Source organism: Achromobacter sp. 1012554356 (assembly GCF_059760815.1).
In genome coordinates this window covers 15,101-41,443 of the sequence record NZ_JCBANC010000041.1, presented here as the reverse complement: position 1 = coordinate 41,443, position 26,343 = coordinate 15,101, and the positions used below count along the sequence as shown (strand labels likewise).

Annotated in this window: 21 protein-coding genes; 16 read left to right on the top strand and 5 right to left on the bottom strand. The window is 58.1% G+C overall.

Annotated elements, in window-relative coordinates:
• Positions 1–88 precede the first annotated feature (88 nt).
• Together AC6LJW_RS20015 and AC6LJW_RS20010 are read left to right on the top strand one after the other, a co-directional pair.
• Entirely contained in the window at positions 89–1,381 is a 1,293-nt protein-coding gene (locus tag AC6LJW_RS20015; RefSeq protein ID WP_498088097.1) for a ParB/RepB/Spo0J family partition protein, read from the top strand.
• 240 nt (positions 1,382–1,621) lie between these two features.
• Positions 1,622–2,260 (top strand): hypothetical protein, encoded by a 639-nt coding sequence (locus AC6LJW_RS20010; protein WP_498088096.1) that lies wholly within the window; start codon positions 1,622–1,624, stop codon positions 2,258–2,260.
• Positions 2,261–2,393: 133 nt separating this feature from the next.
• Here AC6LJW_RS20010 and AC6LJW_RS20005 read toward each other — a convergent pair whose 3' ends face one another.
• A complete protein-coding gene (locus AC6LJW_RS20005) occupies positions 2,394–2,954 on the bottom strand; it encodes a hypothetical protein (protein WP_498088095.1) in 561 nt (186 codons plus the stop codon).
• 314 nt (positions 2,955–3,268) lie between these two features.
• On the opposite strand from AC6LJW_RS20005, the gene AC6LJW_RS20000 reads away from it, so the two are divergent.
• Positions 3,269–4,237 carry a hypothetical protein gene (locus AC6LJW_RS20000; protein WP_498088094.1) on the top strand — a complete coding sequence of 323 codons (969 nt, stop codon included), beginning with the start codon at positions 3,269–3,271 and terminating at the stop codon, positions 4,235–4,237.
• Between the two features lie 133 nt (positions 4,238–4,370).
• Complete coding sequence (ssb, locus tag AC6LJW_RS19995) at positions 4,371–4,850, top strand: single-stranded DNA-binding protein (RefSeq protein ID WP_498088093.1); 480 nt, start codon at positions 4,371–4,373, stop codon at positions 4,848–4,850.
• A gap of 142 nt (positions 4,851–4,992) precedes the next feature.
• Here the strand turns inward: ssb and AC6LJW_RS19990 are convergent, their stop codons facing one another.
• Positions 4,993–6,027, bottom strand: a complete 1,035-nt coding sequence (locus AC6LJW_RS19990; RefSeq protein ID WP_498088092.1) for a hypothetical protein — start codon at positions 6,025–6,027, stop codon at positions 4,993–4,995.
• 228 nt (positions 6,028–6,255) lie between these two features.
• Between AC6LJW_RS19990 and AC6LJW_RS19985 the strand changes: the two genes are divergently transcribed.
• The 3 genes from AC6LJW_RS19985 to AC6LJW_RS19975 all read left to right on the top strand — a co-directional run bounded on the left by AC6LJW_RS19985 (position 6,256) and on the right by AC6LJW_RS19975 (position 12,197).
• Positions 6,256–7,230 (top strand): tetratricopeptide repeat protein, encoded by a 975-nt coding sequence (locus AC6LJW_RS19985; RefSeq protein ID WP_498088091.1) that lies wholly within the window; start codon positions 6,256–6,258, stop codon positions 7,228–7,230.
• On the top strand, positions 7,230–10,031 hold the full coding sequence (locus tag AC6LJW_RS19980) for a hypothetical protein (protein ID WP_498088090.1): 2,802 nt from the start codon (positions 7,230–7,232) through the stop codon (positions 10,029–10,031). The genes AC6LJW_RS19985 and AC6LJW_RS19980 overlap by 1 nt, the downstream gene beginning before the upstream one ends.
• A gap of 102 nt (positions 10,032–10,133) precedes the next feature.
• Positions 10,134–12,197, top strand: coding sequence for a helicase-related protein (locus tag AC6LJW_RS19975; protein WP_498088089.1), 2,064 nt, complete (start codon positions 10,134–10,136; stop codon positions 12,195–12,197).
• A gap of 778 nt (positions 12,198–12,975) precedes the next feature.
• Here the strand turns inward: AC6LJW_RS19975 and AC6LJW_RS19970 are convergent.
• Positions 12,976–14,148: a toprim domain-containing protein gene (locus AC6LJW_RS19970; RefSeq protein ID WP_498088088.1), complete on the bottom strand. Its 1,173-nt coding sequence runs from the start codon at positions 14,146–14,148 to the stop codon at positions 12,976–12,978.
• Positions 14,149–14,446: 298 nt separating this feature from the next.
• Here AC6LJW_RS19970 and AC6LJW_RS19965 point away from each other — a divergent pair, with 298 nt between their 5' ends.
• The 7 genes from AC6LJW_RS19965 (at position 14,447) to AC6LJW_RS19935 (ending at position 23,500) form a co-directional block, all read left to right on the top strand.
• The gene (locus AC6LJW_RS19965) at positions 14,447–18,043 is read left to right on the top strand and encodes an autotransporter domain-containing protein (protein ID WP_498088087.1); all 3,597 of its coding nucleotides are present in this window, start codon (positions 14,447–14,449) and stop codon (positions 18,041–18,043) included.
• A gap of 309 nt (positions 18,044–18,352) precedes the next feature.
• On the top strand, positions 18,353–19,387 hold the full coding sequence (locus tag AC6LJW_RS19960; protein WP_498088086.1) for a hypothetical protein: 1,035 nt from the start codon (positions 18,353–18,355) through the stop codon (positions 19,385–19,387).
• Positions 19,384–20,760 carry a DUF1513 domain-containing protein gene (locus tag AC6LJW_RS19955; protein WP_498088085.1) on the top strand — a complete coding sequence of 459 codons (1,377 nt, stop codon included), beginning with the start codon at positions 19,384–19,386 and terminating at the stop codon, positions 20,758–20,760. The genes AC6LJW_RS19960 and AC6LJW_RS19955 overlap by 4 nt, the downstream gene beginning before the upstream one ends.
• Before the next feature lie 105 nt (positions 20,761–20,865).
• Positions 20,866–21,693: a DsbC family protein gene (locus tag AC6LJW_RS19950; protein WP_498088084.1), complete on the top strand. Its 828-nt coding sequence runs from the start codon at positions 20,866–20,868 to the stop codon at positions 21,691–21,693.
• Positions 21,694–21,981: 288 nt separating this feature from the next.
• Positions 21,982–22,686: a phage antirepressor KilAC domain-containing protein gene (locus AC6LJW_RS19945; protein WP_498088083.1), complete on the top strand. Its 705-nt coding sequence runs from the start codon at positions 21,982–21,984 to the stop codon at positions 22,684–22,686.
• An 8-nt stretch (positions 22,687–22,694) separates the two neighbouring features.
• Complete coding sequence (locus tag AC6LJW_RS19940; protein ID WP_498088081.1) at positions 22,695–23,186, top strand: hypothetical protein; 492 nt, start codon at positions 22,695–22,697, stop codon at positions 23,184–23,186.
• The gene (locus tag AC6LJW_RS19935; RefSeq protein ID WP_498088080.1) at positions 23,183–23,500 is read left to right on the top strand and encodes a hypothetical protein; all 318 of its coding nucleotides are present in this window, start codon (positions 23,183–23,185) and stop codon (positions 23,498–23,500) included. The genes AC6LJW_RS19940 and AC6LJW_RS19935 overlap by 4 nt, the downstream gene beginning before the upstream one ends.
• Before the next feature lie 56 nt (positions 23,501–23,556).
• On the opposite strand, the gene AC6LJW_RS19930 is transcribed toward AC6LJW_RS19935, so the two are convergent.
• Both AC6LJW_RS19930 and AC6LJW_RS19925 read right to left on the bottom strand, forming a co-directional pair.
• Positions 23,557–23,805: a hypothetical protein gene (locus AC6LJW_RS19930; protein ID WP_498088079.1), complete on the bottom strand. Its 249-nt coding sequence runs from the start codon at positions 23,803–23,805 to the stop codon at positions 23,557–23,559.
• An 11-nt stretch (positions 23,806–23,816) separates the two neighbouring features.
• Positions 23,817–24,260, bottom strand: coding sequence for a hypothetical protein (locus AC6LJW_RS19925; protein WP_498088078.1), 444 nt, complete (start codon positions 24,258–24,260; stop codon positions 23,817–23,819).
• A gap of 306 nt (positions 24,261–24,566) precedes the next feature.
• Here AC6LJW_RS19925 and traW point away from each other — a divergent pair, with 306 nt between their 5' ends.
• Both traW and AC6LJW_RS19915 read left to right on the top strand, forming a co-directional pair.
• Positions 24,567–25,241: a type-F conjugative transfer system protein TraW gene (traW, locus tag AC6LJW_RS19920; protein ID WP_498088077.1), complete on the top strand. Its 675-nt coding sequence runs from the start codon at positions 24,567–24,569 to the stop codon at positions 25,239–25,241.
• Complete coding sequence (locus tag AC6LJW_RS19915) at positions 25,238–26,299, top strand: TraU family protein (RefSeq protein WP_498088076.1); 1,062 nt, start codon at positions 25,238–25,240, stop codon at positions 26,297–26,299. Before traW ends, AC6LJW_RS19915 begins: the two co-directional genes overlap by 4 nt.
• Positions 26,300–26,343 lie beyond the last annotated feature (44 nt).

The window sequence follows — 26,343 nt, the reverse complement described above, 5'->3', positions numbered from 1 at the left end:
GCAGCGTCCGATGTATGGGTTACAATACGCCTATTGGCTAGGCGGTCTTCGTTCTCACGCCGCACATTTATTTCCGGAGTTTCTAAGCATGAGCGCAACTGAACAATCCCTCACAGACGAGCTGGCCGCGATTTCGGCTGGCCCTGATTTGAACTTCGCGGCTGCCGATGAAGGCGCGGAGAGCGGAAGCGCGGACGCTGAGCCGACTGCGATTGTGGTGGTCCCGCTTGCTTCGTTGCGGGTGCGCCCCGGCTACAACGTGCGCCTGCCCGGCGTGAAGCGCGAAGCGCGGGTGGTCGGCATCTTGCAGTCGATCCTCTCGAATGGCTACCTTCAGGACAAACCGCTGACGTGCGTTCGGGGTCAGGAGGATGGCGAGGATGTCTATTTCGTCGTCGCCGGGCACACACGCTTGGAGGCGGTGCGGCGCGCAAATGAGCAGGGTGCCAACATCACCCATCTGCCCGTCATCTGCAAGTCCGCTGGCGCGAGCAAAGTGGCATTGACGATGGATCTGGTCCTGTCCAACAACACTGAGCCGCTGAGCATGTATGAGCAGGGCATCGTGAATGAGCGGTTGGTCGCAGAGGGGCTATCGGTTAGCGAAATCGCTCGCCGACAGGGGCGGTACACCGAGGGGCATATCCGGAACACTCTTGAGCTACGCGCCGCGCCGTTCGCGATTGTGCAATGGCTGGCTGATGATGTGATCGCCGAAACGTTCGCGCTGAACATGATTCGCAAGCACGGGGATGCGGCGGTTGAAGTCATTGCTCGCGGCTTGGAGAAAGCCTCTTCGGTTGGCAAGGTGCGCGTGACTGCTGCATCGGTCGATGGGCCGAAGATTCCCGCCAACGTCGGCGCGGCTGCGGTCAGTGCAGTCGAATCGTTCATCAGCAAGTTGGACCCGATCATCCTCCAACAAGTGACCGGCGACGGCGGCAAAGCTGCGGACGATGACGAAAAGATCGTCCTGACGGCTGGTGCGCTGCGCGAGTTGATGGGCGCGCGCCAGCAGATTGCCGACTTTCGCGAGTCGGTCGCGCTGAAGGAGGACAAGGCCAAGGAGCGCCATGAAAAGGCGCAGGCAAAGAGCGCGAGGCTGGCCAAGAAGGCGGCAGATGACGCGGAGAAGGCAGCCAAGAAGCAATTGCGCTTGCAGAAGCGAGCGGAAAAGGATGCTGCAAACGCGGCGAAGAAGGGTGCCCCGAAGGCAAGCGTGGCGAAGGCCAACTCCGCGCCCCCGGCAAAAACATCGAGCCGCAGCACCCCGGTCTACGACGACATCCAGATGCAGCCGAACGCCCCCGCGAACGAAGCCGACGAAGATGGCCGCGTGGTGGATCGGTCTGACGTGGACGACATTCCGAACTACGACTGACCTCCAACGAGCATTGGTTGACGAGCGACCGGATCGCGTGAGCCGCTGTTGAATTGACGAAGTGAGGCCAGATGCGGCCTCACTTCGTCATTTTAAAAAGCGACGTGTCGCACATTTAACTCAGAGGCGTTCGAAATCTGTTGATCTTACAAATTGGCAATTGTGGTGTAGCTTTTGACAGTGATTAAATCCAGCGTGACGAACGATATTTGTACGTTGAACTTTTAAGCTGGGTTTCACATGTTTTTTGATGCTGAAGATGGCCTAAAACTGGCGGACTTTCTGTTGCTGGGAAAAAGTTTGGCGGTCTGCTTCGCGCTGTGGACCTTCTACAGGCTGGTTGCATTCCTGCGCCGCCACCTTTCGGACTCATCCCGCAAGATTCACGGCAGCGTCCGTGCCCTCGTCGAGCCTGACCAGTTCGCCTTGCCCGCGTTCCTCAAGGGCCGATTGAGCCTGTCATTCCGTCTTCGGTTGGCCTGGGTCGGTTGGCGATATGCGAAGGCCTATGGCGACCCCATCATCTTTGTGAAGGTTATCAACGACAGCTTCCTGAGCAGTGTCCATTGTCGCCTTGACGACGCGCGTCCCTTCTTTCGCACGACGAAATGGCGCAACCGGGCTTTGGAGCTGCTGGATGCAGAGTTCCCCAACGCTGGCCATAACTTGGATGTTCTCGCAATCTTGGGCGGAGGGCTGCTGCGCTCCGATCTGGACCTGCTGTATTGGATCAACCATCGCGAAATCTTGGAGCGAGTGGCATTGGAGCGTCACTACCTTCAAGAGCTGTTTGATCGGAAGTGCGGCCCATTCGATCCAGACGAAGAGGGTGGTCCCGCCCCCCAGATGGCAGTCATGGAATCGCGCAAGCGCGACTGAATGCTGTATTGAAATGGTCTGCGGGAATTTCTTGGCGTTCACCTTCAAGTTTGAGTTTGAACGTGGACCGCGAGAGCCAGTCGAGGGCGATCCTCGAACCCAAAAAAAAGCCCCTCATTGAGGGGCTTTCTTCTTACAGGGTTTCGACGGTAGGCTGCTTTTTCGCCTTCGCGCCCATCGCGTCCTTGATGTCTCGCTGCGTGACGGTCTGGTACAGGCTCACGATGAGGATGCGGATCTTCGGGGGCAACTGATTCCATTCGACTTCGTTGACAGGAGCGATCATCGCCCAGCGGGGATCCTTCTTGATCTTCTCCATTTCGAGCCACAGCGGGTTGCCGTTGGCTGCGATCAACTCTTCAGGCGTGATATCGCCCGCCGCCATCCGGACCTCCAGCGCGGAGGTGCCCAGAAAGTCCGCGATCCAGAACAGGCGGTCACGGTTGCGGATCAGGGTTTCGACCGGACGGTGGCCATTGCAGAACGAATTCCAGTACTGCCGGGTAAGCCCGAGGGCTTCGATCATCCGCGCTTCGGAGTTCTCCCCGGATTCCATGAGCCGACTTTTCATCCGGCGAATGAGTTCATAGCCGGGAATCTGCGTGTTGTCGCGGTCCCGGCTGCGGGTCACAGGGGCGGCTTTCCCTGCGGCTCCGGGCTTCTTGGTTTTTTCGCGCTTCAAGGTGGTGTCCATGTCTTACCTTCTTTTCTAACTTTCAGTCGGCCTCTCGGCTCATATCTTTGGTGGTGCTGCATGCGCCTACAACGTGCGCTCGGGCGAAGCCGTCTGTCGCCCCCAGGCCCGAATTGTTGCACTGCCCACTCGTCCGCGCAATGCGGCGTCCCCCGGGCGGGCAGGCTGCGACAAGGGCAGCAAAAATTTTAGCGAACGAAAGAATCCAGATTTGCTTTAAAATAATACAAATCAGTGCAAATGAAAAGCCAAGGACTGTCAAAGTCGTGCGTTTCATCCGTAATGATTGCGAGGAATCTGAACAGAGGAACCACATGCAAAGCATCGACAGCAACGTAATTCACCTGAAAAAAGTCCGTAGCTATGCCGATAGCAATGGCTTTGTAAACTTTTTCAACATCACAGGTCAATTGAAATCCCGCGACTTGGGCAACAGCCGTATCGAACTGTTGCTGAGTTCGAAAAACCCGGACTACTCCATTGAAGTGGAGGTGGATCCGAGCCGGGTTCCGAATCGGTTCGAGGTGGGCAATCTGGTGACTTGCACTGGATATGTGCGTGGCGTCCAGATTGAAGGTGGCGGTTGGGGGCTACGATTCCGCGCCAAGGAGGTCCATGACGTAAAGATTGCGGATCTGAGCGGCGACGCTCTTGATGATCTCGTGCGCCGCATGCAGCTTCCCTATGAAACCTCGGGCGACGAGAGCGAGCGCTTGGCCACCCCCGAGTACCGTCGCGCCAAGGGTCGGCGGCGCAACGGCAACTATATCGGCTTGTCCGGATTCGTCGAGAACATGAAGTTCTACCCCGGCGAGGTCACTCTCAGCGGAAAGAGGACAGCAGATTCCGTCAAGATGCTGCTTCGTCAGTGGGACGACGTGGGCAAGAGCGTCATGGTCGAATTGAACGGACGCGAGGCCCGGGAAACCTACACCGGCATTGGCGCGCTGAGCATGAAGGGGATCCCCTTCGTGCGCTTCCATGGCGAAGCGTACGTGAAGATCAAGGACGTGGAGGTGCAGGTTCCGGTGATGGAAGATGGAGTTGCCAAGAAGGATGACGATGGCAACCCCGTGGTCGAGACGCAGATCGAGCGCAGGATCACCCCTGCTATCAAGGCCATCGCCTCCGTCGAGTTCGGCAAGCCCGAACACTGCCGCCAGCCGAAAGAAATCAAGGATCCGGAGTCCGGAATAACCCGCATGGAGTACCCGTACCCCTGGACCTCCATCTACCAGGAGCGTGCCCAAGCCTTGCAGCAAAGGATGCAACGGCGCGGCTAGGGGTCTGCGGGTGAACGGCGCGCTGGTGCGGTTGGTGTCGAGTAGCCCAAGATGACTATGACTATCCGGTACTTGGTCTACGAAAGAACGTTCTCTCACGTTCGCCAGGAATCAACCTTTTGGAGTTTCTACCATGGCATCAGTTAACAAGGTAATTTTGGTCGGCAACCTGGGCCGCGACCCCGAGGTGCGCTATTCGCCCGATGGAGCGGCAATCTGCAATATGTCGGTGGCCACAACCTCGTCCTGGAAGGACAAGTCGTCGGGCGAAAAGCGCGAAGAGACGGAATGGCATCGTGTGGTGATGTACAACCGTCTCGCTGAGATCGCTGGCGAGTACCTGAAGAAGGGCCGTTCGGTGTACATCGAAGGGCGCTTGAAGACGCGCAAATGGCAGGACAAGGATACGGGCGCTGATCGATACAGCACCGAAATCGTTGCGGACCAAATGCAGATGTTGGGTGGCAACGGAGGAAGTGACCGGAATGACGACTCTGATTCGGGTCGCCCCGCGCCGCAGTCGCGATCACAAGGCCGACCTGCACAAGCGCCGCAAGCCGCAAGCTCGGCCCCTGCTGCAAATTATGGGGACGAAGACGATATCCCCTTTTAATTCCTAGTTAGCGACCGTTGGCTGATTTTAGACGATTATAGTCTAATGTCATTCCCAAAACAAAACCCACCAAGCCTTTCGCTTGGTGGGTTTTTTTTCGCCCAGATTTTCGTCTCCGGTTCGCGCTGGAATTAGAGCGCCGCTATGATTCTCGTCCGCTATAACTCAGCATGGACCGGCAATGTCGCAGCACCAGATCCTCGGCTTGCAGAAGGTGGCTGTCGTGCATGGGATTGCCCGTTCCTTTGCGCCATCGCACCATGGTCGGCACGGAAATGTCGATGATGCGAGCCAGTTCCGCGTACGTCGAGGCCTTAGTCTTTTTCTTCCACTTTTCAATCAGCTCAGGCAGCGGATACGCCTTGAGCTTCTTCAGGCGCGCTCGCCTTTCGCGCCCGTGCTTGGCGTACCAGTGCTCAGCCTGTTGAAGCACCTCGGGGTGGACGTAGGACTTCCGGTTCAGGTACGAGCGCAGGCGCGGAACGCCGATGCGCAACGCTTCGGCGAATGGTTCGATGGACATTCCCGACAGGTCGCGGATCTCCAGCAGGCGCGCGTACTCCCGCGTTTCCGGAACCTTTTCGGTAGGCTTTCGCTTGATCACCACCGGGGGCAGGTCATCCAGGCGGGGCAGGGGGCGGCGCTCGTCCTTTGTCGTGGTGATCTGCGGGAGCCAACTAAGGGCGTTCTTTCCGTTCATTTTCGACGCAACGATGGCTTCATGGATTCGATTCTTGGCCGCTTTCGCCATCATTTTATCTATTATCGCCCCAGCAGTCGCCTTGCTCTGATGAGCGATCTGGGCGGACAGGAGGTCTTTGGCCACCTCTTCGTCTTCGCGGGCCGCGTCTATCGAGACAGAAGATGAGCGTTCCAGGTCGTAATAATTATTGGTCATTCGGCTCTCTACGACTTCGAGAGCGCCCTTCAGCATTCCCCACGCAGCGTCTGGATTGTCCATCGCGGGCAGGTACTTCATGACAAACAGGATCGCTACATCCTGCACAGCATCATCTTCTCGATCCAGGCTCTTGCGCTTCTTGTGAAGCATCTTTCTGACCATCCCGACAGTGGTCGGATTCGTCAAGACGAACTTGGAGGTCAGGTTGCTCCACTTCTCGCGCTCGGTGTCACTTGAGGCCTGGTGGTAGCCATGTGCCAGTTCTACTAAATCCACAGCATCCTCTTTTGGCGGTGTGATAGGTGGGACGCAGGAACCACCTGCAATTGCTCTTTACGCCGTAGCTCCGGGCTTCTGGGGCCGCGTTTGGTTCGCCGGGGCATCCCGTCAACTGATGCGGGGAAGCGCGCAAGGGGGGCGCAAACAAACCTGTTCGAGCATTGGCAACAAACTATGCATTAAACTAACACCATAAAATTATATCTTCTAATGATGGTGTAAAGAATGCAGAAAGATTCGCTGGAAACCTCGCACTCGCGCCGCACCGTGCTCAAGGCATTTGGGGCTGCCAGCGCTTTGATCTTTCTGCCTGGGCGGGCGTCCGCCGAAGGTGGCCTCTCGTTTGAGGGAGCGGTGTCCACTGTTTCCGGTCCATTCAAGAAAGTGGGCGAAACGATTGCACGAGAGGCGCGCGGAAAGCTCGGCCAGGGCGGCGAGGCCCAAATGCTTTTGACGGACTACCTAGAGCGCGGCGACAAGAAGGCTCCGCTCGAAATTCACCGACTGGCGATGGAAGGGGACAATAAGGCGCGCACCGTATTGGGCTATATGTTCGACAACGGGATTGGAGCCGGGATCGACTACCAGAAGGCGGTAAAGAACTTCGCTTTGGCGTCGTACAAAGACGACCTTGCTCAGTACAACCTGGGCGTCATGACGCTGTACGGACGCGGCGTTGCCGCTAATCAGGACAAGGCGATGGAGCACTTCTTGAAAGTGAAGAAGGTTCCGTTCGCCTTTGTCCAGATGGCCAAGCATGCGCTCGCACTTGGCCAAGGTGCAGTGGCGCTGAAGTTCGCCGAATCAGCGGCGCGGCTCAAAGAACCGTATGGCACCTACCTGCATGCGCGGCTTCTGATTGAGAGCGGAGACGCAGCCAAAGGTGCGAAGGCGATGGATAAGGCCGCGTCCTACAACGTGCCGGAGGCTATCGAATCGATGGTGTACCTGAATGAGCATGGTGTCGGAATGCCGGTGAACGCGGGGATGGCCGTAGGGTGGTGGATCGTGGCCGAAGTCTTGATTCGCGGGGTTCCGCTGGACCAAGCGATGGAATCCGCGAATCGCTATGCGCTCAGTCAGTCCGATTACGGCACGGCGCGGCGGTTTGCCGCGAAATGGCTGTTGAAGCGCAAGGCCCGCGAGGCGTTCGACTATTCGAAGACCTTGACCTACACCGACCTCGGAAGGATCTCCTGATGGCCGTCTACAAAGAGTCATTGGTCGCGGTGTGCATCCGGCTGACGATTTTCTACTGGCTGATTCTCACGATTGTTGCGATTGGACGCGACCCGGGCTTGATGCTGGACGTGGGCACTTTCATTGACGCCTTGCACAGCCGCATTTGGTACACCGTAGCAAGCTGTATCGTGGCAATCGCCTTAGTCGGCATGGGCGTTTTTCTGCTCAAGACCAAACGGCAGTTCGTCGATCTCGGAAGCCGGTCGATGTTGGGCTTGACCACGACGATGGGGCCGATTCCCACCCCGACAAATGCGCTGCCTCGGATCAAGAACACCAGTGCCCGGCTGCCGATACTGGACGCCCGGCTTGGCGCATGGCTGTTGCAGCAGAATGTCCCCGTTGTCGAGATAATTCCTAATTCTGCGTTGAAGCGCTCGCGAGTAAACACGAAAGAGCTTGCCAATCTGCACGCCGTGCGCCGCGCCGAACTTGACACGCTGGCACGCAGCCACCCTCGTACGGCGGCATTGGCGAGCGATGCCCCCAAAGACGTGCAGCGCAAGGAAATCACCGCGCATGGCAAGCTCTTTCTCGCGGTGTGGGACACATACTGCGCGCACAAGCGCTATCCGGCTTCGCACCGCGAAGGAGGGCACGGTTCGGTGCGACTGCACGATCATTGCTTGAGCGTAGCGGCTCGCTGCCTGATCGAGATTTCCCCCGATGGTGGAAACTGGAGGTTCGAGGGCGTCTTCGTCAAACGTCGGGGGCGCAACCCTGTAAAGATGTTCGAGAACGTCACGGGCTACCAGCCTCATCCGAACGATCCCCTGATTCCGCTGATCGGACTCGCGCACGACCTCGGCAAACTGGAGGCGTACGAAGTTGACCGGAAGGGAAAAATTCGCAAGAACAAAGAGCCTTTGGGGAACACGCTCGCTGATGATGACGCCGGGGTGATCCACGACGTTCTTGGCCCACGCATCCTTACCCGGATGCCAGAGTTTTGGGAGCTGCAACCCCAGGACAGGGCGGTGCTCAATACTGCCGTCGCGCACTACCACCATCCCAGCAAGATTCCCCTCAACTCGCATTACATGATCAACGATCCCCGCGCGGCTTCGTTGATGATGCTGATGATCACCGCCGACCGCGCCGTCAGCGCGCTGGAAGCCGGGATCGACACAGAGGAAAAGCGCAGCCAAGAACTGACCGAGGAAGCGACGGCAGCCATCTACGAGACGTTTGTGCAGATCGTCACCACGCACGGGCGCATCAACGGTGTCGGTAAGCAGGAGGAAGACGCGAAGATCCGTATTGGTCAAAAGCACGAGAACTTCATCGCAATAAAGATGGGGGCGCTGCTCGCGCTCATGCGCAAGGAGCTGGGAATCTCGCTGGAAAGTGGGGAAGGCAAACACGACCTCACCAATCAGTTGCTCGCGATCCTCAAGGAAAAGGGCCTGCTGTACACGAAGCACAACGGTGTGGACTTTGGCCTCTACAACCCCCTGTACAGAGTGGGCCTTTACCACCATACCCAAACCCGTCATTTCGGCGACATCGCACCAGCACTCTTGATTCATGTGCCGTCCGTTGAAATGGAAGAGTTCTACGCGCTGACGCATCTGGCTCTCAACCCATGTCACGTCATCGTCAAGAACTTGATCCTGTCGCACATTCCCAAGGACAAGATCAAGGACAAGGCAAACCTGGACGCGCTTGTTGAACAGGCGTTCGGCGCGGACGAAGCCAAGACCGATCTGCACGCCGAAGTAGTGGAAGACCAGATGAAGCCCATGGTCGCGCCAGCTTCGGCGATATCGACGGTGGCCGGGGACGCGGAAGCACTGCAATCGGACACAGGAGACGGTGCGGGGGCGCAGGAGGCGGCTTCGAGTGCCGCGCCTGAGAACGCTGTCGCGGTGGACGATGAACAGCCCGTCGCGACAGAGCAACCCGCACCGCCACGGGAGGTGATGAAGGCCGTAGGGAAGCTGAAGGAATCCACGCTCGAAGATGCGGCTCGCCTCATCGAGAAGAGGCGTAGTGGGAAGGGCGCGACAAGATCAAAATCCGAATCGGTAGCCGAATTCAGCACTGACGACGTATTGAGCGCCGTTCCGGACATGGATCTGATGGATGCTGCTGTTTCTCCAAGGCAGGCGCAGCCGAAGCGCACCCGCGCTCTTGCGACTGACGGCAAGACCCAGGCAAAGAAGCAATCCGATACCCCCAAGGACGCAGGACCGCGCGCGCCGGAAACAGGAACGCCCGCAGCGATCACGACCGCAACCATCAGCGATGTGTTGGATGGCCATGACCTGTCGGACGAGATAGGGGGCGGCGCTTCGGCGGACTCTGCCGAAGCGCCGAAGGAGAATTCGCCTGACCACGAGGCGACTGGGGAATCCTCGCAGCCGATAGACGAAGGTGTCGTGAACGACTCAGATGTGCTCAGTGAGGATGAATGGAACCGCCTGAATACCGGCTACGTCGATGACACTGGTATTGACGCCGGGGCACCTGAGGTGCAGGACGATGAGGGCGACTTGCAGGCACCTGAAGCGGTGGATCTGCATCCGAACGACGAAGGTGATTTAGAAGCACCTGATGGTGTGGATCAGCTTCTGGACTCGACAGCCCAAATTCAAAGCCCGGTGTCAGTCCCTCCGGTGACTGTGGAACCCGATGACGAGCCAGATCTTTCGGACGAAATCATTGGTGATTCGATTCCATCCGCTCGCAGGAAGCCTCAACGGCGTACCGCGCCAAGCCGCAACGTCGTGATCAAGCGCGGTGGCGACACCTTCTAAGAAGTGAGATATTCGGTCAGAGATCTTTCTCGCGGTAGCGTCGCTGATTACGCGATGTCATAGCCAAGCGAAAGGTCAACCCGCTAGGAGTGGCGATTTGCTATGGACGTACCGAACAAGGCTGTAGAACTTCCTTCATCGCTAAAGCGCATAGGTATCGAATGCGCTGCCCAAGCACTGCTGGTAGCGCCCCAGGCGTATCGAGACTGCACGCTGGCCATCACCGTGCTGCCGGTGCCCGATACTGGCCTTGAGGTCTTCATATGCCTCAGAGTCGAAAGCGTGACGTTCGAGACGAATGCGGGCAACGCCGTGAGCCGGGACGATAGGAGGATCGGGCGCGTGCGAGCCACGGTTATCGACGAACTCGGCGGCGAATGCTCGCTTATTGCGTTCGAAAAGCTCGACCTGTGGAGGCTCGTCCTGGCCGGGGACTTGATCTACCTGTACGGTCAGTTCGCCACCAACGGCAGATATCGTTCCTTCTACAACCCCGTGCTTGTGGACGCAGCCGATTCGGGTAGCGTCCTTCCCGTTTACAAGGGCAAGCCGGGCCTCGCGAGCGCCGACAGCATCGAAGAAGGCGTCCGGCTTGCCAGACCGCACCTAGCCGAAGCCGCTGCGCACCTACGTGAGAAGACGGGGCTTTCCGACCAGAGCATCAAAGACGCTTGCGGGCTTTCTTCCCAACAGTTGCTTTCAGACCTGCATTGGCCCGCCACCATGCAGCACGCGACGGTGGCGCTCTCTGCTGCCCGGAAGGTGTCGATCCGGGCAGTCCAGGAGCAGGTACGGCGGCAGCAAATGCGACCCGTGGTGCCTAGCTCAGCGTTGGAGATCGACAGGGACCGCGCGATTGACATGGCCAGGGAGCTGATCGGAAGGTTGCCATTTGACGCCACCATTGATCAACGACGCGCCATCTGGGAAATCTTGCAGGACTTGCTCAGTCCCACTCCGATGCGCCGCATGCTGTCGGGCGACGTGGGGACGGGCAAGACGGTTGCATTTTTCATCCCCGCTGTGGTTGCGCATAAAGCGGGGTGGCCGGTGGCGATCATTGCGCCCAATCGATTGCTGGTGAAGCAGATCGCGTCGGAATTGCACGCCTACTATCCCGAAATTGCGGTTGTTCAGGTGCTGTCCGGCGTAAAGCCGTCGAATCCCGCCCTGGACGATCCGGCGATCTACATTGGAACCACGGCGCTGGTGTTCGCGGCGCAAGCTGCTGGGCGCACTTTCAAGTTCCTGATCAGTGACGAGCAGCAGAAGTTCAGTATCGACCAGAGAATGGCGCTCGTCGGGGAGGACGGCAATGTCCTGGAGTCAACCGCGACGGCCATCCCTAGGACGGTTGCGCTCGTTTCTATGGGAGGCTTGGATGTCTCCGCGCTGAAGACGTGCCCCGTCAAAAAGGAGATCCAAACGCGAATTGGCAGGAAGGAAAATGTCCGGACCCTGTTCTCGTTCATGAAGCAGCAGATCAGCAAGGGCAGTCAGATCGCGGTCATCTATCCTTTGGTGGAAGGGGCTGCCGTGGCGAAAGGGCAGAAGAAGGGCACCGCAACTGGCAAGGGCAGGGCGAAGGGCGGCGCGGTGGACCCTGGTCGGTCGGTCGAAGCTGCGATGATGCGCTTCGCCAAGCACTTTGGCGCTCGGGTCGGGGTAATTCACGGAAAGCTCAAGACTGGCGAGAAGACCAAGGTGATGGAGCAGATGGAGGCGCACGAGCTGGACGTTCTGATCAGCTCTACCGTCATCGAGATTGGCCTGACGATGCCGTCGCTGCGCATGGTCGTCGTCATACATCCCGAGCGCTTTGGCGCGTCGCAGCTTCACCAGTTGCGAGGCCGCGTAGCCCGAAAGGGCGGTAAAGGTTACTTCGTCATGCTGGACATGGATGATGCGCTTCAGCCAACTTCGGACGCCTACAAGCGGCTGAACCTGCTTGTCGAGTGTTCGGACGGATTTGAGCTGGCGCTGAAGGATGCAGAAATGCGGGGTGCGGGCGAAATCTTCAACGACTACGGGCAACAGTCGGGCGCAACCCGAGGGATCTTCTTCGGAATCCAACTGACCTACAACGAAATCGAGCGCGCAGCCCTGGACGCAGCGTATCGAGGCGGAAACGATACGCTGCCCATTGGCCTTCGGAGCGAGCAATGAGCAACCATGCCCATCACCTTCTCCTTTGCCAGGGTCAAACGGCATGAAGCACCGCGACTACTGCGAAATCGCTAGAAAGTGGCTGCTGAGGTCGAACAGCCAAGGCGGACATGGCTGTGCGGTGGCTTTGACCGAATGCAGATCCGGATACACAGGTGAAATGCCGGACGCTATTGGGTTTCGCGCCGTTGAGCGTGATCCCGAGACGGTCGTGGTTGAGGTCAAGTGTTCACGAGCAGACTTTCTGGCCGACGCCAGAAAGCCGCACCGGGAGCACGGCGAGGGCATGGGCAAGTTTCGCTACTTCATGTGTCCTGAAGGATTGATACAGCCAGATGAGCTACCGTCCCGCTGGGGCCTCTTGTATGTGACCGCGCGGGGGCACATCAGAGCGATTGCGGGTGTCGTGGCACAAAGCCGGAACTGTGGAACGTTCCGGAGTGCCAGCACTGCATGGGAGCATCGGAGCGACATTCAGCGAGAACTCTGGCTCCTGGTGCGGGTAGCGGCGAGGGTCAGCGACCCGGATCTACTCAAGCGCCAACTGAATGAACGCCTCAGGAACGAATCAAGGCTAGCAAACACTGTAGCCGCGCAACAAGAGGAAATTGATACTCTTCGGGCGGGGTTGGCAGCGGCTTCGATTGGTGGCTGGTCCGCACCCAGCGGGCTTGCTGCCGCGATCCCTCGTAGAACGTAGTTTGGCGGATGCCAAGCCAAAAAAAAACCCCGCACTCCAATGGAGGCGGGGTTTTTGCTGAGAATGGCAGCCTTAGGGTCAAAGTAGCCCCTTCGACTTTAGAAGCCATTTCAGGTATCCGTTCAAGTCCTTCTGATCGTCTGGCGTTTCGGCCAAAAAATCCTCCCGGAATGTGAACGGCTGGACGTTTGCACCGAAGTGCTGCAACGTCGCTATCAGGCCCATCTCACGAAGACGAAATTCCTCGTTTTCGATGGCCGCGATCTCTTCTGCCGTCTTTTTCTTGGCACCGTTGAGCGCGTTCACACCCGCTTGGTCTGCATCGAAGGCCGTAACCACTAGCTTTCCGGCCATCTTGCGAAACCAGTAGGGGTTCCAGCGTTTGCAACCAGGCATACCGATGATCGACTTCTTTGTTCCCAAGGCGACGCCTGAGAGCAAATCGGACATACCTTCGGTCAGAACGTACGCTTGCGCTTCGTCGCCTTCACCCTGCCAAAAGAACGGTGACATGGGGCCATACGAGATCCACTTTGTCTCGCCTTCTCTCAACGCTCGTGCCAATCGAAACTCGATAGCCTTTGCGCCGTGAGTGATGAAGGCAAAATTGCGAAATGCGCAAGCGGGTGCTTTGGATCCTTCTTTCAGCATACCGGCCTTGAGAAGCAATTCCTCTCCGCACAGCTCGTACAGCATCGCTTTCGAAGCGTTCGGTTGCGTGGGTAGAGCAACCAACATGCCCCGATTCTGCGCATCCTGAATCAAGGATTCGGAGAAGCCTCGACCTTTGAAGTACTCCTTCACGAGATTCGTCATCGGCAGCCTTGCGTCGATCAATTTCTTGATCACCGCGTGAACCGCCGCGTCGTCCCGCTTTGGTGCTTCAGGAGCCGAACTGACCGACTTCGCTTTCCACTTCTTGATGCCTCCCGAGATTCCGATGCTTCCCACGAGACGAGTTGCCGCCTCGCGGGTGGAGCATGAATAGAACTTCGATGCAGCATCAAGCACATCACCACCTTCACCGCACGAATAGCACTTCCAGCGAGTGGACCCACCGGCCTTCTTGCTGACTTCCACGCGATACGAGGTCGGATCCTTGCTTACACCGCAATCCGGACACCCACGAAAGCGAATGCCAGTCGTAAATGACCGAGGGGCTTGCCCCATGTTTTGCTCAAAGAAAGCTTCAATCGTGAAGTTTTCCTTAACTTCCTTGAACTTGATGTCGTAATCAGATCTATCGCTCATAACTTTCACTCCTTCCCTAGGCTCGGCCAGAGTCGATTTTTGTTGGACCTAGTGAGGGATAGTCATGCTCAACATGGGCTACTCGTCCCTTCCGCAAAATGTGTAACTTCCCCCGCGCCATTGCTGAGCATCGGGCCGAAACACTATCAACATAAGCTAAAATTAAATTAATGCATCACGGCATTGTATTTGCTTCGTGCCGCCGTGGCGCAATGGTTCCAGCGCCGCATGCGCGCAGATGGTTCGGGACCACACGCTTTTTGTTCGTAATTATTCTCAACGTAGACTGGAAAAAAAGATGAATCACACGCACAAGGTCGTTTGGAGCCACGCAGTCGGGGCGATGGTCGTCGTCTCGGAATTGGCGGCGTCGCGGGGCAAGGCGAGCAAGAAGGGTTCGGCGGTCGCATCCTCTGCGATCCGGGGCGCTGCTGCGGTCGCGGCTTTGGCAATCGGTGGTGTGTTGATGCCTGTCAGTGACGCGGCAGCAGCTTGCGATGTTGCCCAGTGCGCCGAATCGGACGTGTACGACACCTCGGTCAACGGCCCGATTCCTGAAGGCCCCCCGTTCGCGTTCAGTGACACCTCGAAGTTCGAGGTGAATACCGGCTTTGCGCTGACGGGCTTCCAGATCGTTCAGATGAACAACAACAGCACGGCAAACGTGAACGTTGCCAACGGTCTTCACACCGGTATGCTGAGCGCCAAGGACGACGCGGTGGTCAATGTCAACGCTACCGGTGGCGTGGTGGGCGGCACGATCCGGCTGGAAGACCGTAGCACGCTGAATCTCAATGCGACCGGTGCTATCGCTGGTGGTCATCAAGAAATCGGCGCGAACGCGACCATGAACCTGAATGCGACCAACGCCCTCGCTGGCGGCACGCAATTCGTCCAGGGCACGGTGCGGGCAACGGTCGCGAACGCCGTCAGCGGCGTGGAGGCCGAAATCGCGGGCGGGCAGTACATCGCAGCGGCTGCGGGATCGATCTCCAATTCGACGATCACGGTGGGCGGTGGCGGAAGGCTCATCCTTGGCGCGGACAATGCCCTGACGAATACCGTCAAGGTGGCGATCGCCAGAGCGGAAGGCGCGGGGACGGGGGGCGGCTTTGACCTGGAAGGTCACAGCACCACCATCGGCGGCTTGGACAGCGTGGGCGGCGCTGGTGGCACGCACGGCATGGTCAGCAACTGGGGCCTGACGGATGCGACGCTGACCGTGGATACCGCCGCCGATCAGCATTCGGTCTTCGAAGGCGGAATTGGCCAAGGTACGGACGGCACTCTTGCTCTCGTCAAGACGGGTGCGGGCAGCCTGACCCTGAACGGAATCTCGCTTTACACGGGCGGCACGCAGGTGCTTGGCGGTACATTGCAAGGAAGTACGGACACGCTGGTTGGCGATATTTCCAACATGTCCCGGCTGGTATTCAATCAGCAATACGACGGCACGTTCAACGGCAGCATGAGCGGCACCGGCGTTACCGAAATTACCGGACCCGGAACCGTCGAGCTGCGCGGCGTCAATACGCACGCTTCCACTGTCATCAAGAATGGACGAGCGCTGGTGGCGTCCGATTCCGCGCTCGGCGCTGTGGGCGGTGAGCTGACCCTGGACAGCGGCGTGCTCGCAGTAGACGGTGCGATGACCTCCAGCCGGACCATCAAGATCGTAGACAAGGGCATGATCGATGCCACTGCTGCGGTGAGCCTCCTGGGCAACATTACCGGCGCGGGCAACCTGCATATCAGCGCCGCAGGCACGACAGTGACGCTGGGCGGTGTCAACTCGTACAGCAACACCATCGTCGAATCGGGAACCTTGATCGGTAGTTCCAACTCGATCAAGGGCAACATCGAGAACCTGGGCACCGTGGTCTTCGATCAAGCCTTCGACGGCCAGCATGTCGGCAACATCACGGGTGAAGGTAGCCTTATCAAGGACGGCGTGGGCAATCTGTCTTTGAAGGGCACCTCCGCGTTGCCGTGGAACGTGAAGGGGGGACGCCTGACCGCTTCCGCCCAATCGTTTACGGGCAATGTCAACATCGAAGCGCCCGGTTCCTTCGCACTTGATGAAGCCGCCGACGTTGCATACAACGGACGCATTGATGGTCAGGGCAATTTCATCAAACTCGGTGCGGGATCTCTGACGCTTCTGGCGGACAGCTCGGCTTTTGCGGGCACGACCACCGTTCAAAGTGGAAAGCTGATCGTCAACACCGTGGGGGCCGGTCAACTCGGTGGAACCCTCAACGTGATGAATGGCGGGTTGCTGAAGGGCAACGGAACCGTGGGCACGACGAACCTGTTCGCGGGCGCTGTCGTGGCTCCGGGCAACTCCATCGGCACCCTTACCGTCAACGGCGACCTGAACTTTGACGCCAATTCGACGTACGAAGTGGAAACCAACCCGTCCGGCACTGAGAGCGACCTGATCCGGGTTACTGGCACGGCAAATCTGGCGGGCAAGGTCGCGCACGTCGGATTCAACGGTACGTACGCTCCCGACAGCACCTACACCATCCTACAAGCCGGTGCAGTCAATGGCCAGTTCGGGTCGGTGGCTTCGACCTATGCCTTCCTGGACCCGGCGCTCACTTACGACGCAACTACCGTCAAGATGCAACTGAAGCGGAACGACACGCCCATCAGCGGTGGCGGCAATTCCGGCAACGGTGGATCTGCCGGTGAGGGCGTCGGAAGCGTGGGCGGTGAAGGGTCTTCGGGCGGTGGCAACGGCAATGGCAACGGCGGCTCGACGGGTGGCGGCATCGGCGGCGAAGGATCGGGCGGCGGTTCCACCGTTCCCGGCGCTGGGTCGGGCGGCTCGAACGCCGGGGGCGCAGCCAGCGGGCTGAACAAGAACATCTACGATGCTGTCGTCGTTCTGTCGAAGGACGAGGTGGGCGGTGCTCTCGAATTGCTGTCCGGCGAAATTCACGCAAGCACGACATCCGCACTGCTGAACAGCAGCCGCGTCGTGCGGGACGTGTCTCTCGCGCAGCTTCGCAATCATTTCAGTGCCGTACCTGTCGGTACGCCCCGTAGCGACGTTGCAACCTGGGTTGAGGTCATCGGGCAGAGCAACAAGTTGGATGGTGACAGCAACGCATCCAGCGTGGATCACACCATGGGCGGCGTATTCCTCGGCGGTCATGCCGATGTCGGTCGCGGTTGGCGGCTCGGCGCTTCGTTCGGTTATACGGACGGGCGCGTGAAGGTGGACGACAAGGCATCCAAGGCCGATGTGGGAACCTATTCCGCCGCCATTTTCGCAGGCAACTCCTTCGCACTCGGAACGAAGGGTAGCTTGAACGTTCTGGTCGGAAGCGCGTATAGCTGGCACAACATCGACACGAAGCGTCGTGTCCAGTTCACAGGCGTCAACGAAACCCTAAAGGCCGACTACGATGCGGGAACCGGGCAGTTGTTTGGCGAAGTCGGCTACGCAATGCCCGTGACGGACAGCCTGATCCTCGAACCGTTCGCTGGCGTCGCGTTCATTCGCCAGAAGACGGATTCGTTCTCGGAATCGGGCGGCATTGCGGCATTGAGCGGCGAGCGCGTCACCAACTCGATCACCACGACGACGCTTGGCCTGCGCGGCAAGACTGCCTTCGGAGTCGGCAAGACCGAAGGGATCGTTACGGGGGCGCTGGGCTGGCGGCATGCTTCCGGCGACGTGATGCCCGGGGCAAAGCTCTCTTTTGCAGGGGGCAGCCAGTTCTCGGTCACGGGCGCGCCCATCGCGAAGAACGCGGCGGTTGTTGAACTGGGTGCCAACGTCGCGATTGCGAAGGACACTTCGCTAGGGCTGGCTTACTCCGGTCAGTACGGTAGCGGCAATCAGGACACCGCAGGCAGTCTGAACCTGCGCGTTCGCTTCTAACACCGTCAAATGCACCATAAGACCGCTTCGGTTCGCCGAAGCGGTTTTTTTTGATGATCAGAAGCAAATATGGCGCAATCCAATACATATTAGAATTCAGATATCTGTTTTGGAGGTGCTATGCAGCGGATGTCGCGACGGTCCATGTTCAAGAGTGGTTTGGTAGGTGCCGCTGCGCTAAGTTGGGCTGGAGCCGCGCGCGCAGAGCGTGTCGAGGCGGTTCAAATTACTGGGACGATTCTCTTCGTTGGAAATCGGCCAGAGCTGCTTCCTCCGGATGGGGGTGAGCGTTCGGCGGAAAGTTTTAGCGTGCTGTGTTCGCTGGATCTCGCGAGCGGCGAGCAGACCGCACACGCTGTGCCCCTGCCGCACGCCATGTCGGTGGTGGGCCTGGGGGATGGCAGGAAGATTTGCGTCGGTCAGGGCGAAAGCTGCTTTGTCTCGCACCGTACTGGTACTCCGGACCGCATCCTGGCAGCGCCGGAGGGGTACATGTTCACCGGATGCATTTGGGTTGATCAAAACGAGAGAAATCTGACACTGGGGTTGGCCCGAAAGGAACCGTTCGAAGAGGCCGGGATGATCTGGCGCGTATCTCTCGATGATTACGGTACGGTGCGAACGGGTAGTAGCGGCGGCAAGTGGCCCGTCGCGTTTGACCACCGTCCCGCCTCGGATGAACTGGTCGTCCTGAACGCTGGAGAAGCTGCTGGTCGTTCGTTCACCCGCGAGGGGCTTATGTACAGGCCAACCGTTTGCTCACTCGCAGTCGTGGACATAGACACGCTACGACCGATGCGTCAAGTTGCTGTGGAAAGCGCTATGGGAAGGCCATCGACGCTGTTGGTGCTGCCTGATTGCCGAGCGATGGTCGGTGCGGCCCAGTTTCAGCGGCTTCCTGCTTCGAACGACGACGGGCGGCTTCCAGCGCTCGCGGCAAGAATGTCGTATTCAATGCTCTTCGACGGTTTCGCGCCCGTGCCCCAGCCGCTGCTCTCAGTCGGGTTTGCGGGGCCATCGGAATCCGCGCAGATGTTGGCGATGGAGTGCGAGCACGAAGCGCTGGCATTCAACGAAAGTACCAACATCGCAGTGGCTACGTTCTCCAACTCGGATCGAGTCCTGTTCGTCGAGCCTGGAGGCCGTCCCACGCTCGTCGATGCGTGCGATTTCGGCCTAACCAATGTGGCTGGCGCTTGCTCGTTGAAGGGAACAAGATGTGTGGCTTTGGCCGGGCGAAACCGATACGTGGCCATTGTGGATTGCAGTACCAAAGCGGTGGTGAGGCGGTATCGCACAGAGAACTTTGGCGCAAACCGCTTAGCATATCGAGGTTCAGCATGACCCATCGTTCGAGGTTTGGATTAGTCGCCACCTGTGATCGCGTGATCGGGGATCTTTCGGATTTGACTCGCACCGGGGCAAAGGGAATTGGTATGGGCATTCACAGGCGCAAATTTCTGACGAGTATTGCTGCCGCAGGCGCTGCCTCTTTGGGGTTCAGTGCAGCCGCGAGCGGCGGAGCTGACGCGTGGGCGGAAGCTCATGAGTCGGGTGAGCTGCTGCTGTTTGGATATGAGGGTCGCCTCGACTCACCTCGAATCGATTTTCAGGAAAGAAGCTCAGTGCTGACAAGAGTGCGGCTCAAGGACGGGACAGTTGAGAGTGTCAAGCTACCCATGGAGAAGGCCCATATCGCCATGCCTTTGGGGCAGGGAAGGGTGCTTTGCTGTCCCCAAAATGGCCCGCACGCACTGGTCGTGGATCGCGAGAACCGGATAGTTCAACGCTTTGAGGCTCCCAAAGGCTTCTTCTATTCCGGTCACGGACTATTGCTCAATGACAGAAGCGTCCTTTTGGTTCCTCTATGCAAGACATCTAGGTCTAGCGTCGCTGATCGTGGTGCGGTTGAAGTGTATGACGCCAAGGATCTTCGATTGCTGAGGCGAATCGAAGACTGGGGCATAAACCCCCACGAGATCCAGTATCTGCCGTCGCGCAACGAGCTAGTCGTGGCGGACTATGGGACGCTCACGACTGCTGGTCGGCCAGTCCTCACTACGTTCGGGCAATCGTGCATCTTCACATGCGACCCCGATACGCTGGCCGTAAAAAAAGTCTACGATCAGACCGACCTGAATGGCGCGGTGACACACGTTCGTGTCACGGACGACGGTCAGGCGTACGTCATTCTCCAGCAGTCCGTATTCATGGACACCGCGCGTGGCGAGAGGACGTTCGCCGCAGCCGTCCTGGATGCGGACCGGGTAGCCGAGAGTGAGTTTTCGCTGCCGCCGCGAGATTATGCGTTGCCATTCATCCAGTATAAGACCCCCGAAATGAGTGTCCCTCGCCCGCTTGTGAAGGTGAATTTGGCCTCGGGCCAGCGACAGCAGCTCTTGGTTCATCCCCGGTTCCATATCCGACCCCAGAGCGTGGAGCGAAACGTGCTGACCGGGACTGTACTGGCGTCCTACACCGGGTCGGATTGTCTTGTGGCGCAGCGCGGCGGCGAGTCGCCGTACATCATCGACGGGGCCGATATTGGTCTGACAGAAATTCGCGGGCTGGCGGACATTCCCGGCACGCCCTTCGTTGGGGTCGCCGGGTCAGAGCGCAATGTGTCGATTGTGGACGTGCGAACTGGAGTTTCAGTCACCCGCATAAGGTCGGACAATTTCGTTGCGCCCCATATGACCTTCGCACGAAGCGATTAGCTCGAAACGTCAACCTTCCCTTCCTTGCGGATCGGGCAGAATTACACGCTATCAAAACGAAAGATGCATTAAACTAACGCACCAAATATTTTTAAAGGTGCGCTTGTGAAATTGACGCGAAACGTACGTGTGTTGCTTGCATCTGGTCTGATCGGCGTTTCGGCCCTGGCCAATGCAACTTCTGTGGGCAGCGGCGCGAACGCGGGCGGTGACGCTCGCGTGATCGAAGAGAAAGCCTATCTCGCTGGCTCGTTGAAGGCGAAATACCCCACAACCAACTTCAGCGAGATCAATCCGACGCCCATCGCCGGAATCTACGAGTTGGTCACGGGCAAGAACATCTTCTACACGGACAAGGAAGGGGCGTACCTAATCTTCGGAAGCATGTACGACATGTCTAAAAGCCGTGACCTCACGGCGGAGCGCAAGGAGCAACTAAACAAGCTCGATTTCGCGTCGCTGGACCCGAAGAACGCCATTGTGGAAGTGAAGGGTGACGGCGCGCGGAAACTCGCCATTCTTACGGATGTTGACTGCCCGTTCTGCAAGAAGCTGGAAGAGACGCTGACGAACGTCACCAACGTGACGATCTACCGCTATCTTTACCCCATCGATTCGCTTCATCCAAGTGCGCGCGCAACGTCCGAGGCCATTTGGTGTTTGAACGACAACCAACAACGCCTCACCGCGATGATGAATTACATGGTGCGCGGTATGGCACCGGCAGGTCAGCGCGGATGTGACACTCCGCTGGCCGAGGTTCAAGCGTTCGCGAAAAAGCACGAACTGTTCGGCACTCCCTCCATGGTCAACGGCGCGGGACAAATTCTTCCCGGCGCAGTTCCGCAGGAGCGGCTGGAGGCCTTCCTCAACGCGGGCATGGGCAACGATGGTGATGCAGTAGTTGTCACCAACGCCCCTGGTTCCAACTAGGTGGCCGCAGGTGCCACGTCCTCGCAGAGATAGCGGCATCGGCCTTCAGCTCAGTGGTCACAATTGTTTTGTCATGCAGTCGGTGCGTACAGAGCAGAAGGTCGAAGAGCTGGAGCGCCGTACGCGCGAGCTGCGCGCGACGTTGGCACGGGGCGCGCACCCTGATGAAGCGTTCATCGCCGGATACGTGGGATTGACTGACCATTTGGTTTCAGTCGTACGGGCTGCAAGCGCTAGAAGCAAAGGACACTTCCGTGCCCCCATGCACGCCGAACTCGGAGACGCAGAATGTGGATCTTCATTGACGTGCCTGAATCGGAAGTCGAGCTAGCTCGCCATGCTGGGGCGGAACTACACCGGAAGCGTCAGCAATGGTTTTTTGATGACAAGACGCATGACCCGGCCGCTTTCGCGCGCTGGAAGAGGATCGAGTGTACGCCGCTTGGTGTTGTCGATGTCGCTCGTGCCCCTCAATTCAAGGCAGACTTGTCACTCCATGCGGTTTCGATGTTGACTGGCCACAGTTCGAAGTTGGTGCGCGCCCTTGTCGAGTGCGGAAGGTTTCCAAAAGCGATTGATTCGAGCGGGGTATCGTCTCGCTCTGATCGATGGAGCAGGGCGCAAATTCAGGCCTGGGTTGATGCGAATGGATTTGGCGGCCTTGCCAGTTTGCGTAGTGACGAGTCGGGAAGCGCGCTGAAGGATGACGACGCGATTGTCGGCACCTTCATTTCGATGAGTGCAATCGCCCGAGAATTGAACATCGCACCGCTCAGCCGTCTGTTCCAAATCCTCCGAGATCGCGGAGTTCTGATTTCTGGTCAGGACGACCATGATATGAACAGGCCAGCGGAAGAGTACATGCGTAGGGGGTGGTTCGGAAGGGTTGAGAGGCATTTGCCCTCCAAGGACAAGAGGATCTATCAGACCGTCGTGACTGCTACCGGGCGGGATGAGGTGTTGGCTTTCGTACGCAAAGCTCTGGAAGGCTGAAGAACACGATGTCGGAAGGATGGATTTATCTTGCTGTTGTCGCGGCTCTCGTCGTCGCGTACTTGCGCATCAAGGACAAGTATTACCGAGTGCGGGGGGTGCGTGTCGAGCGAAAGGCTGTCGCGGCCCTTAGACTCCCGCACGGTTGGGAGCTTCGAGCTGACGTTCCCGTTCCGCGCCTTGGAAACTGCGACGCTCTGATTACTTCGTCGCGTGACGAGCGCTTCGCGGTGGAGATCAAAAGCGGCGAAAGTGCGAAGAAGGTGTGGTTCTCATTCTTCACAAATGACGAGATCCGAAAGGAGAATGGGGACCGCTTCCCACGCGACCACATCGGACAGGTTGTGCGTGTCGCCCAGCATCTGAAGGCTCAACCAGTCCTTTGGTTTCCGCTCGCAAAAAAGAGCCGAAGGTTCAAGACCCGAAGTGGTGTGATCGTGGTCGCGGGGGGACGCAAACAGTTGGAACGCGCTATCGGGGCAAGATGGGGGTGGTTTTGAGTGTTACGCTGAAAGATGTGTTCGAAGAGAGCTTGGATGATCGAGCGGTTGCACTCTTCACGGCTTGGATGCTGGTGCGCGCAAAGTCTCCAGATGAGGCGCGAAGTAGGTTGCTTCCCGGCGCAGGCGATCAAGAGTCCATCGTGGCAAAGGGCTTCAGCATCCTCGTCAATCAATACCAGTTTTTCATGGGTCCACTGTACGGGGGAAAGCCTCAGTCGGTGCTGTTCAAGCTGACGGACGACGCTTTTTCGGCCCGCAAGGGTTGGCGTTCGATGGACAGCCTCGGCTTCGCGTTTGAACCACCCGAATGATCGTGGATCACCCCCAAAAAAAAACCCCAAGACTCAATTGAGCTTGGGGTTTTGTACTAGGAATTTCGCAATTCAAATGAGCGCGAAATCACTTCACTCGCTTCCTGAAGGTTCCTGACTGGATATATCCAGTCAGGCTTCATTTCGCAAATGGTTTGTTGACGATTCGGAGTAACCGTCAGGACGATGCCCTCATCAGTGAGAATAATCGTACGCGTCTTCGAGCACTTCTTCAGGAGAAGCTGCGCTTGATAGTGGTCGATGTCTTCCTTCTCAGAGCGAGGAAACATGCTGCTTTGGGTCATGATGCCTCCGCTTAGATCAAGAACGTCTTGCGCTCGTGGTCATACAACTTCGAGTCTTCGTCACCCTCAATGAGAGTGAAAGCCGGATCTTTCAGTTGGTAGAACTTGCGTTCGTAGGCCACTCGGGCTGTGAACGCTGATGCGTTGCTGCACGAAACAAGTGCCGCTTCACCATTGCAGTAGGTGAACGTTTGGAACGTTCGCATGTTGATCTTGACAACGAGATCGGCGTTGCCAATCGAATCGTCCAAATCAACCCAACCAGCGTTCAGATCGTCAAGCAGCACGCTCAACTGATAGCCGTAGTTGGCGCTTTCCTTTGCTTCGATGTCTGGGAGCGGAAGATCCGCCTGAAGGTACGCCTGAAGATCGCGATACACGAGGTTTGCCAAGTGGTCGAAATCGTAGGCGGCCTTGACGATGGTGGACTGGCGGGATGAAAGGTATGCCTGCATTTCAAACTCCATTTCAGAGCTTGGCGAACACCTGAGAAAGTGTTCTTTGGTAGACCAAGTGGTTGATAGTCATGATCAACATCGGCTACTTGCGGCTTAGGCGACCAGCCGTGGGTTGCACGGCTGCGGCATCAGATCAGCACCCCGGCAAGACGGGTTTTCCATTAAACTGGAGCATTAAAATAATGCAGAAGGGTTTTGACCATGCGCGCACTATATGCCGCCCGCGAACTGCCCCTTTGGACGGACCCAAAGTTACCCGTCTTCGGTAGGCGGTCCAGGTGCCGCACACTCGGGCTGGCGCTGATGTTCAGCACCGCCCTCGGCGCTGGCTCGGCCAGCGCAGAATATCTCGGCAACTACGGGAACCTCTGGTCTATCGAGGAAGAGCACGCCGTCACGCAGACCATCGAAAAGCTCAAAGAGCTTGAGCGCACTGGAGAACTCCAAAAGCGCATGGATCGATACCGCAGAGAGACGTTGGACGCTATCGAGAACCCCGAGCCGATCCCGGGAATTCAGACTGTCTCGTTCCCAAAGACCTATCTGCTTGATCCCAGCGTGACCGTGCAAGACAACATGGTGGATGACACGGGCAAAGTCCTGGCGCTCGCCGGGACTCGTATCAATCCTCTTGAATACACCAAATGGACAAAATCGGTGCTGCTCATCGACGCGAGGGATGACAGGCAGGTGGCGCTCGCGCTTGATCGCCTGGAAAAGTTTCCCAAGGACAAGGTGATTCTCGTCGGCGGGTCGTACACCAAGTTCATGCGTGAGCACAAGCGTCAGGTCTACTTTGACCTCGGAGGCGTATTCACTACGCGATTCGACATCAAGTACGTGCCCGCGCTCGTAAGCCAGGAGGGTATGGCGTTGAAGGTGCAGGAGATCGCGTTCAGTGCGGAGAGCGGGACGCCTGTGGTCATGCCGCTGGCTGACGGCATCCAGCCTGTGAAGTCCGACAAGGTGCCCGAATGAAGAAGATCAAGAAAGCAATTTTGGGGCTGACGTTGGCGATGGCCGGGTCACTTTCATTCAATGCGACCGCGCAAATTACCGGTGGGGCATGTGAAGGAAAGTTCATGAACCCGATCACCGATGTGTGTTGGTCATGCATGTACCCGATCAAGCTCTTCGGCGCTATCTCGCTCGGATCTGGCTCAGCGGAGGATTACGACAGCGACTTCAGTGATCCCGTTTGCCTCTGCAATTCTCCGCCCAGAATCGGCGTGCCCACGTCATTTTGGGAGCCGGTGTACCTCACAGATGTGACTATGACGCCATGGTGCTTTCCGAACCTCGGGGGCATCGAAATGAACGTCGGGATCAATGACACGATGATCGGGATGACGAACCGCAATCCCCAACACAGTGTGAGCACGTTGGGGCAGACCTCCAGCGCGTTTCGTTGGACGCACGGTTACACGAACCCACTCATGTACGTCATGGATGTGCTGCTGGATGCTTCCTGCCTCACAAAGGGCAGCCTGTCCCCTGCTTGGCCCACCGAGGTGGATCCCGCCTATACCGACTGGGAGATTTCGACCACGATCAACCCATTGGCCTTCGCCGTGGCCAACATGACTGCGATATTCGCCGGTACTGCGGACGCGATATCGGCGCTGGTCGATTTTCCTCGACGCGAACTGTTCTGGGTTGCCGGGTCGTGGGGGTCGATCTATCCGTACGGCGGATGGGTGAAGCCCCACTTCACCAATGAAGCGACGGCGCGGTTGCTGTCTACTCGTTTGCTCGCGTGGCAGCACGAGTTCAAGGGTATGGCTTCGCACACGGGGAAGGAGTCGGCATGTTCGGCTGCTGGTCATTGGCAGCCCGTTATGGACAAGCGCCAGTACAAGTTTCAGCGGCTTGCGCCTTTCCCCCAGACTGAAAAGATCCGAGGCCTGTGTTGCGATCCGATTGGACGCTCGACCGCTTTTGTCGAATCGGGCACGGAGGCTCCAGCGTCGGTGTTTCGTGACTTCGGCTACGTGATCTTTCGAAAGCGCGACTGCTGCTCAGGCGCTTGGCCATAGCCCCAACTGAAGTTCGACATCAAGCGGCGGGCTACACGCCCCGC